The sequence below is a fragment of the Variovorax paradoxus EPS genome (genome assembly GCF_000184745.1).
Classification (GTDB): Bacteria; Pseudomonadota; Gammaproteobacteria; order Burkholderiales; family Burkholderiaceae_C; genus Variovorax; species Variovorax paradoxus_C.
In genome coordinates, this window is record NC_014931.1 from 6,089,168 (window position 1) to 6,097,926 (window position 8,759).

Annotated in this window: 11 protein-coding genes; 3 read left to right on the forward strand and 8 right to left on the reverse strand. The window is 65.4% G+C overall.

The annotated features are described in order from the left end of the window. Positions 1 to 40: 40 nt before the first annotated feature. The 4 genes from VARPA_RS27970 to VARPA_RS27985 form a co-directional block, all read right to left on the reverse strand. Positions 41 to 673, reverse strand: coding sequence for an alpha/beta hydrolase (locus VARPA_RS27970; RefSeq protein WP_013543950.1), 633 nt, complete (start codon positions 671 to 673; stop codon positions 41 to 43). Between the two features lie 70 nt (positions 674 to 743). Continuing rightward, positions 744 to 1,097: a (2Fe-2S) ferredoxin domain-containing protein gene (locus tag VARPA_RS27975; RefSeq protein ID WP_013543951.1), complete on the reverse strand. Its 354-nt coding sequence runs from the start codon at positions 1,095 to 1,097 to the stop codon at positions 744 to 746. A 36-nt stretch (positions 1,098 to 1,133) separates the two neighbouring features. Continuing rightward, entirely contained in the window at positions 1,134 to 2,258 is a 1,125-nt protein-coding gene (locus VARPA_RS27980) for a VanZ family protein (RefSeq protein WP_013543952.1), read from the reverse strand. 5 nt (positions 2,259 to 2,263) lie between these two features. Beyond that, the gene (locus VARPA_RS27985) at positions 2,264 to 2,692 is read right to left on the reverse strand and encodes a CopD family protein (RefSeq protein WP_013543953.1); all 429 of its coding nucleotides are present in this window, start codon (positions 2,690 to 2,692) and stop codon (positions 2,264 to 2,266) included. Positions 2,693 to 3,075: 383 nt separating this feature from the next. Here VARPA_RS27985 and hemB point away from each other — a divergent pair, with 383 nt between their 5' ends. Together hemB and VARPA_RS27995 are read left to right on the forward strand one after the other, a co-directional pair. Beyond that, positions 3,076 to 4,062: a porphobilinogen synthase gene (gene hemB, locus VARPA_RS27990; protein ID WP_041943081.1), complete on the forward strand. Its 987-nt coding sequence runs from the start codon at positions 3,076 to 3,078 to the stop codon at positions 4,060 to 4,062. Between the two features lie 65 nt (positions 4,063 to 4,127). Then, positions 4,128 to 5,306, forward strand: coding sequence for a magnesium transporter CorA family protein (locus VARPA_RS27995; protein ID WP_013543955.1), 1,179 nt, complete (start codon positions 4,128 to 4,130; stop codon positions 5,304 to 5,306). A gap of 83 nt (positions 5,307 to 5,389) precedes the next feature. Here the strand turns inward: VARPA_RS27995 and VARPA_RS28000 are convergent, their stop codons facing one another. Together VARPA_RS28000 and VARPA_RS28005 are read right to left on the reverse strand one after the other, a co-directional pair. Beyond that, complete coding sequence (locus VARPA_RS28000) at positions 5,390 to 5,758, reverse strand: DUF4148 domain-containing protein (RefSeq protein WP_013543956.1); 369 nt, start codon at positions 5,756 to 5,758, stop codon at positions 5,390 to 5,392. 216 nt (positions 5,759 to 5,974) lie between these two features. Then, positions 5,975 to 6,316, reverse strand: a complete 342-nt coding sequence (locus VARPA_RS28005; protein ID WP_013543957.1) for a hypothetical protein — start codon at positions 6,314 to 6,316, stop codon at positions 5,975 to 5,977. A 108-nt stretch (positions 6,317 to 6,424) separates the two neighbouring features. Between VARPA_RS28005 and VARPA_RS28010 the strand changes: the two genes are divergently transcribed. After that, entirely contained in the window at positions 6,425 to 7,327 is a 903-nt protein-coding gene (locus VARPA_RS28010; protein WP_013543958.1) for a LysR family transcriptional regulator, read from the forward strand. Positions 7,328 to 7,378: 51 nt separating this feature from the next. Here the strand turns inward: VARPA_RS28010 and VARPA_RS28015 are convergent, their stop codons facing one another. Next, positions 7,379 to 8,062 (reverse strand): dienelactone hydrolase family protein, encoded by a 684-nt coding sequence (locus VARPA_RS28015; protein WP_013543959.1) that lies wholly within the window; start codon positions 8,060 to 8,062, stop codon positions 7,379 to 7,381. 64 nt (positions 8,063 to 8,126) lie between these two features. Continuing rightward, positions 8,127 to 8,729: a 2-hydroxychromene-2-carboxylate isomerase gene (locus VARPA_RS28020; protein WP_013543960.1), complete on the reverse strand. Its 603-nt coding sequence runs from the start codon at positions 8,727 to 8,729 to the stop codon at positions 8,127 to 8,129. Positions 8,730 to 8,759: the final 30 nt, after the last annotated feature.

The following is an 8,759-nucleotide window of genomic DNA, read 5'->3' on the forward strand; positions in this document are numbered from 1 at the left end:
GGGGAGGATGAGAAGAGACGAAAACAAGCCCGTGAGGCTTTCATTCAATGCCCGCGCGGAGGTGGCGGGCAACCAGACTTTTGAGCAGCGGCAATTGTCCGTGAAAGAAATGGCCGCCCCCGGGAATAACCGTGACAGGAAGTGACTGCGGCCGCGCCCACTCCATCACGGCGGCCAACGGCACGGTGTCGTCGGCTTCGCCGTGGACCACCAGCATGCGATCGTGGGCTTCGACGGGGAGCGTGGCGACGGTGTTGCGCGCGGCGGCCGTGCCGACCAGAACGACTTGCCGGACGTCGCGCGCGGCCCAGAGCTTTTCGGCAGCGCCGCAGGCGACGAAAGCGCCGAACGAGAAACCGGCAATGGCCAGGAAACCTTCGGGCGCCAGCTGGCCGACGACATTCAGCATGTCTTCCAGCTCGCCGCGCCCTTCGTCGTGCACACCCTCGCTGGCACCGACGCCGCGAAAGTTGAAGCGCACCGTCGTCCAGCCGCGCGACACGAAAGCGCGCGCCAGGGTCTGCACGACCTTGTTGTCCATCGTGCCGCCGAACAGCGGGTGCGGATGGGAGATCACAGCGACGCCGCGCGGGGTGCCGGCAGGTTGGTCGCGCTGCACCTCGATTGCGCCGGCAGCGCCCTGGAGGCTGATCTTTTCGGTCTGGGAGTTCATGGCAAGGTGGGTGAGCGGGCCGGCAGCGCCGGTCGGGAGCACGGTACGAGCGAAGCGTCCGCGGGAAAGTTCAGCGTCCGACGTCGGCGGGCAGCAGGAGCCGCTCGACGACCTCGCCGTTCTTCAGGTGCGACTCGACGATCTCGTCGATGTCGTCGGCATCGACGAAGGTGTACCAGACGGCTTCGGGGTACACCACCGCCACGGGCCCGCCGGCGCAGCGATCCAGGCAACCCGCCTTGTTGACCCGCACCTTGCCGGGCCCGGAGAGCCCCGCTTCTTTCACCTTCGCCTTGCAGCGATCGAAGCCTTCCTGTGCGTTGTGCATGGCACAGGAGTCTTCGCCGTTCTTGCGTTCGTTGAGGCAGAAGAAGATGTGGCGGCCGTAGTAGCCGGACGGCGCGGCAGAAGTGGAACTGGGCATCGGTCGATTTTAGTGACCGCGACCTCGCGCCCGGGGCTACGCCGCGAGCCGCCCCCGGCGCGACAGGGCCGCCACCACGTATGCAAGCACCGCGAACGGCCAGATCCATCCCAGCCACTGGGCCAACCCATGGAAGCGGATGAAGCGCCCCTGCTCCCAGGTGGCCAGGGTCTGCGCGAAGTACGCGCTCTCGGGCGCCTGGTTCAACAGGCTCAACTGGAGCACGAGCCCCACCAGCAGCAGGGCCGCACACAGCCGGCGCGGCGCGGCCACAAGCAGCACGCCCGCAACGAGCGCAGCCGCCATGCCGACCTGGACGGGAAGATCCAGCCACGCCCAGGCGTGGGCGGGCCCGTAGCTCAGGGCCGCTGACAGCGCCGAGGCGGCAAAACCCGCCAGAAAGATCAGCGGGAGCAGCACCGCGCGCTGGACCACCGTGCGTGCCACCAGATAGCCCAACAGGCACGGCACCAGTGCGCCAAGCATCACGCACAGCAACTCCACCGCCGGCACCAGCGGCTCGAGCTCGAACTGGCGCACGGGCAACCAGTCGATGAAAGGCGTGTCGAGCAGCCATTCGGAAATCGCGACCTCCAGCCGCTCGAACACCTGGCCCAGCCCGAAGGTGACGGCGGCGGGGAACAGCAAGGCAAACGGCCAGAGCGCCAGCAGCACGAGGGCACCGCGCGAATCCTCGATGAACCATTGCGAGCGCGCCCTGCCCCAATGGGCCACCGCCCCCAGCCGCTCGAGCCCCACCGCCAGCACGGCACCGATAACCGCGCCGGCCGTGTTCAGTCCCAGGTCGACGTTGGAAGGAATGCGCGCGGGCAGGTAGCTCTGCAGCGTCTCCATTGCAAAAGAGATTGCCGCTCCGGCCACGGAGGCGCGCAGCACCGCGCCTCCGACACCTGCAGTTCGGCGCGTGCGCAGTACCGCCAGGGCGCACAGGAAGCCGAAGGGTACGTAGCCCCCGACATTGATCGCGAAGTCGAAACCCGTCCAGTACTTGGGCCACGGCGCAGATAGATAGGCCCAGGGCGCAATGCCCTGGTCGCGCCAGTCGGCAAAGGGATAGAGGCTGGCATAGACAATCAACGCCGCATAGGCGAGCGCGAGGGGAAGCGCGGCGGACTTGTGCGGCTTCTCCACCGTGTCCATCGGGCTCAGAACGGCTTGACGACGACCAGGATCACGATGCCGAGCAGCAGCAGCACCGGCAGCTCGTTGAACCAGCGGTACCAGTAATCGTTGCGCCGGTTGCCCCCCGCCACAAAACGGCGCAACAGCACTGCGCAGCCATGGTGATAGCCGATAGCTACCAGCACCAGGGCCAGCTTGGCATGCATCCATCCGTTGCCCGGCCCGCGGCCGATGCCGTAGCCCAGCCAGAGCCACAGGCCGAAGCCCAGCGCCGGAACGGCCAGGAAGGTGGTGAAGCGCAGCAGCTTGCGCGCCATGAGCAACAGGCGTTCCCGCTCTGCGACCGACTCAGGGGGCACCATCGCAAGGTTCACGAATATCCGCGGCAGATAGAAAAGCCCGGCAAACCAACTGGCGATGAAGACGATGTGGAGAGATTTGACCCAGAGCATGGCGGCAGTTTAGTGGCGCACCGCGCTGGCGCACCGCGCTGGCGCACCGGACCGTCACGTAACGCCCGGAAAGCCGCGGACAAAAAAAAGCCCGACGTCTTCACGTCGGGCTGGGAAGCCCTTTTGCTGTCACACATCAAGGCACCCGCTCAGGGAGGAAAAGCGGGGAGCGGCAAGCCGCCCGCTTCAGAATTTAACAAAGACGAAACAAGGTTTCAAGCGAATGCGCCATTTTCTTTGCAATTCATAACTAATTATTTAGAACTTTATAGCTACGAATTTCCGTAGTTGTCAGACAACTTGTCTCGCAGGCGACAACACGGCGATGGAAGGCTTCAGGCACAATTTTCGGGATTATGACGCGCCCTCACTCCCCCCTTGCCATGTTCCCCGCCGGCCGTCCAAGGCGCCTGCGCCGGGACGCCTTTACCCGCAACCTGGTGCGCGAGAACACGCTGACGGTCAACGACCTGATCTATCCGGTGTTCGTGCAGGAAGGCGAAAAGCGGCTCGATGCCGTCTCCTCCATGCCCGGCGTGGAGCGCCTGAGTCTCGACTTGCTTTTGCCGATTGCCGAGCAATGCGTGGCGGCGGGCATCCCGGTGATGGCGCTGTTTCCGGTGATCGACGCGAGCCTCAAGACACCGGCCGGCGACGAAGCGTTCAACCCCGACGGGCTGATTCCCCGGGTGGTCGCCGCCCTCAAGTCGCGCTTCCCCGAACTCGGCGTGATGACTGACGTGGCGCTCGACCCCTACACCAGCCACGGGCAGGACGGCCTCCTCGACGACAACGGCTACATCGTCAACGACGCAACCGTCGAAGTGCTGGTGAAGCAGGCACTCACACAATCGCAAGCTGGCGTGGACATTGTGGCGCCCAGCGACATGATGGACGGCCGTATCGGAGCCGTCCGCACCGCCCTGGAAGCCCGCGGCGACATTCACACGCGCATCATGGCCTACAGCGCCAAGTACGCCAGCGCCTTCTACGGCCCCTTCCGCGATGCCGTCGGCTCGGCCGCCACGCTCGGCAAGAGCAATAAAAAGGTCTACCAGATGGACCCGGGCAACAGCGACGAAGCGCTACGCGAGGTGGCTCTGGACATCGCCGAAGGCGCCGATATGGTGATGGTCAAGCCCGGCATGCCCTACCTGGACATCGTGCGCCGCGTGAAGGATGAGTTCCATGTGCCGACCTTCGCCTACCAGGTGAGCGGCGAGTACGCGATGCTCAAGGCCGCCGCACAGAACGGCTGGCTCGATCACGACGCCGTCGTGCTCGAAAGCCTGCTGGCCTTCAAGCGGGCCGGTGCCGATGGCGTGCTCACGTACTTTGCCCTTGACGCCGCGCGCCTGCTACAAAGTTAATAGCTGCCTGAGCCCATTGCATATGGGCGACCAAGGCAGATAGACAAGAAAACCAAGGCAGGGCGATGCGCATCTTCGAAATCAACCGTTCGCAGGTCGGCGAGCACCCGGCGCTCACGCCGCTGGCCGTGCCGGGTGCGTGCGCCGCAAGCGGGTATCTCTGGATTTCGCTCACGCGCGAGGAATTTCGCGCCTCCCTCGCCGAGGTCCAGCAGATCCTCCAGACGCTCTGCCAGACCCAGCTGGTGGACCTGCACGTGGCCGACCTGCTCAACGACCAGCTGCCCTCGCACTACGACTACACCTCGCAGTACGACGTGCTGGTGTTCCGGCGCCTCGCGACCAGCCAGGGGCAGGCCGCGCTAGGCAACGGCAAGGGAAATGGCAATGAAGCGCCGCCCATTTCCGCCGCCACCACCGCGGCGCCCAAATCCCGGGGCGGCCCGCCCGTGTTGCGCCGCGTCGATACCCGTCCAGTCGGCTTCGCGGTGTTCGACCGGGTGCTGCTTTCGGTGCATCCCGAGGATGGCGCGGTACGCGATGCCTTTGCCGCGCGGCTGCTGGCGGCCGGGTCGTCGGACGACCGCGGCGCCCCGGCGCTGGACGTGCGCGCGACCTCCACGCGCGTGCCCACGGGGCCTTCGGACCTGATGCTGCGCGTCATCAACCAGATCGTGGACGGCTATCTGGACCTGCGGCGCGAACTCACCAAGCAGCTCGACCATTGGCAGACCGAGCTGATCGATCCGCGCAGCCGCTTCACCAATTGGGGCGCGCTGATGGAGGCACGGCAGTCGCTGCACCACCTGGACGAGATCTGCGAAGACCAGCGCGCCGCCATGCAGGACTGGATCGACTCGCTCGAAACCCTGCCACCGCCCAAGGGCGAGGCCGAGCAGCGCGAGCGGGAGCTGATCATGATCAGGAGTCGCGACGTCCTGGAGCACATCGAGCGGGTGGTGCACCACGTGCACCGGCTCGAGCAGAACGCCGAGACGGCCGTGCAGATGCACTTCAGTGTCCAGGGCCACCGCGCCAACGACATCATGCGGGTGCTCACGGTGCTGACCGCCATCTTCCTGCCACTGAACCTGATCGCGGGGATCTTCGGCATGAACTTCGAGTTCATTCCGCTGGTGCACAAGGCCGACGGCTTCTGGATCGCGATGACCGCCATGCTGGTCATCGCGGTGCTGCTGGTGCTGGTCTTCTGGCGCAAGCGCTACCTCGCACGAACGCGCTGATAACCAACTGCCCGCCCAACGAAAAAAGGCCACGCTTTCGCGTGGCCTTTTTTTGCTGAACTGCCCCAAAGGGGGCGCGTTCTTTACTTGGCGGTAGCGCCCGTGCCTTGCTGGGCTTGAACGCGTGCGTCCATCGGGTGGGTCATGGTCGAGACGACCTTGCTGTTGACGCGCGAACCCGAGGTCACGTTCTGGTCGGGAGCGTAGGCGGTGCGAACAGCTTCGGCTTCGACGATGGCGCGGTCCTTCGACACGGCAACCGTTTCCGGGCCGCGCGAACCGCGGGTCACGTTCTGGTTCGGAGCCGCTGCGGCGCGCACGGCTTCAGCGTTGACTTCGTCGCGGCTCTTGGTCGAGACGGCGGTGTTCACGCCTTGGTAGGTTTCGGCTTGGGCGCCAGTAGCGGCCAGGAGGGTCAGAGCAGCGGCGGCGAGGATGTGCGAGGTCTTCATGTCAATTCCTTGTGTTCGTCGGATGGTTTGTCCACCAGGCTTGCTCGGTCGCTTGCCTGTGCGGCGAGTGTCAGACGAAATTCCCTAGATAAAACGCTCGGATCAGAGACACGGTGTTTCCTCTATTGAAACAATGTGGACACATAGGCATGCAAACGAGAAAGGCCGGGGTCGCACACGCGGCCCCGGCCTTTTTAGAAATCTGAATTCTTCGGTCTAGCGGCCCGGACGCGCGTCTTGCCGCCCTTGGAATTGCGGCGGCACTTCGCTGTTTGCGAAGGCGCGCCGGTCCAGGTTCTGGTTCGGTGCGTGGGCTGCGGCAATCGCTTCCGCACGGACCGAGGCGCGGTCGAGCTGGCTCGGGCGCGTGGTCAGCGGCGAGGCCACGACGTCGCCGTAGACATTGCCGCCCCGCGCAGCCGCTGCCCCTTCGGCTTCCAACTGGGCTCGGCTCCCGACGATCTTCAGCGGCTGCACCGGCTCGAAACCCTGTGCGTGTGCGCCGACGGCGGTCAGGATCGACAGGATGGCAACGGCGATGATGTTCGAGGTGTTCATGGTTCGGCTCCTTCGGCGCTTGGTGCGAGTGTGGCGCAGGTCGCCTGAGAAAAACGCCGGAGAATCGAACCACCGCGTTCCTCGAACGGAAACAATGGGCTCTTAGACATGGACAGTCTCGATCTGATCAGAACCTTTCGCGAAGTCGCCGCCCACGGCAGCTTCTCGCAGGCGGCCAAGAAGCTCGACATGTCGAAAGCCACCGTCAGCAAATACGTTGCCGAGCTCGAAACGCGTTTCGGTGTGCGGCTCCTGAACCGCTCCACCCGCTCCGTGAGCCTCACCGACGCCGGTCAGCTGCTGCTCGATCGCAGCACCCCGGTGCTCGAAATGGTGGAGCTCACCCAGGCCGAGCTGCAGGACCGTGCCAGCCAGCCCGCCGGCCGCCTCCGGATTTCGGCCCCCCACGGCATGGGCAACGGCGAGTTTCCCAACCTGCTGGCCGACTTCATGCGCTATTACCCCGACGTGAGCATCAGCCTGCAGCTGACCAATCGCACGGTCGACCTCGCGGAGGAAGGCATCGATGTCGACATCCGCAGCGGCCCGGTCGAAGACGCCAATCTCATCGTGCGCAAGCTGCGCCTCATGCAGATGGTGGTCTGCGCCTCCCCGGTCTACTGGAAGAAGCACGGCAAGCCCGAGCATCCGCGCGACTTGGCCGGGCACGAGGCCCTCACCCATTCCCTGCTGGGCGCGCAGCCGGTGTGGCGCTTCGACGATGGCGGGGAGCCGCTGGACGTGCACGTCAAGAGCCGCATGGACTGCACCGAGGGCGCACCGCTGATCCGCGTGGCGATGCGCGGCTTCGGCGTGATCTACCTGCCCTCGATCCTCGTGCAATCGCACATCGAGCACGGCGAGCTCGTACCAGTGCTGCAGGACTACACGCGCAAGGACATGTGGCTGTCGGCCGCCTACCTTCAGCGGCGCCACAACAGTGCGGCCCTGCGCGCGTTGCTCGACTTTCTTCAGACCCGCGTGGGCGACGCGCCGGGCCTCAAGAAGTAATAAAAAAAAGCCCGGCACAGACCGGGCTTTTTTATTGCGCCGACCCGCAGGTCAGCCGATGTACTTCGCGAAGAACGCCAGCGTGCGTTCGCGCGCCAGCTTGGCGGCCTCGGCGTTGTACGAGCCGCGCTGGTCGCAATTGAAACCGTGGCCCACCGGATAGACATGCACTTCCACCTCGGGGTGCGCCTTCTTGAAACTCTCGACGGTGTCCAGCGGAATCCAGTGGTCCTGGTTGCCGAAGTGCGCCAGCACCGGCACCTTGGGTTTCCGCGCGGCTTCTTCGGGCATGGTCATGCCGCCGCCGTAGTACGGCGCCGCGGCCGACAGGCCCGGCAACAGAGCGGCAGCGCGCCAGGTCAGCAAACCGCCCCAGCAGTAGCCCACGATGCCGACCTTGCCGGCCTTCGATGCATAGGCGATGGCTGCCTCGACATCCTGCAGCACGCCGGGCGCGGGCAGCGCCTCGACCGCCGCCTTCAGGGCGGAGCCCTCCTTCATGTCCTCGTCGCTGTAGCCCAGCTCGACGCCGGGCTTCACGCGCTGGAAAGTCGCCGGCGCCACAGCGAGATACCCCTCGGCCGCATAGCCGTCGGCCACCGAGCGGATGTGCGAGTTCACGCCGAAGATTTCCTGCACCACGACCACCGCGCCGCGCGGCTTGCCCGCAGGTTCGGCCACGTAGGCGGGAAAGCTGAAGCCGTCCTTGGCTGTGAGATCGATGAATTGACCCATGTTTGTCATGCTCCTGATGGCAATTGAATGAAGAAGAAAAAGAAGAGGGACGCTGTTGTCGCCGTCACTGGCGCAGCGCCCGCTCGACGAAATCGAGCCGATCCTGCCCCCAGAAAATCTCGCCATCGATCACGTAACTCGGCGCGCCGAACACCTGGATGTCGATGGCCTCCTGCGTGTAGGCCTCGTAGCGCTCCTGCACCGCCTGGCTTTGCGATTGCTCCGAGCGCTTGGCGGGCAGGCCGCATTCGACGACCAGCGCTTCGAGCACGTTCGGGTCGCCGATGTTCCGCTCCTGCACCCACACCGCAGCGAACACCGCCGCGCAGACGCGCATCGCAGCCTCGGTGCCGTCGTGGATATCGACCGCGATGATGATCCGCGCCGCATCATCGCCGGCCACCGGGAAGAACTTGGGCTTGGTGTTCATCGGCAGGCCGAGGTGCTGCGAGAACCGCGCCATCTCCACCAGCCGGTAGGCCTGCCGCTGCGGCGCCCGCTTGCCCAGAGGCAGCCCGCCGGACACCGGGAACACGCTCCCCATGTCGATGGGCCGCACGCGCACCGTGGCGCCCGCGGCGGCGGCGATCTCCGCGAACCGGGTATGACCCAGATAAGTCCACGGGCTCTGGGGCGCAAAGTAGTAGTCGACCGTTTTCGTGCTCATACGCCAGCCCTCGAATGATGTAATCCAAGC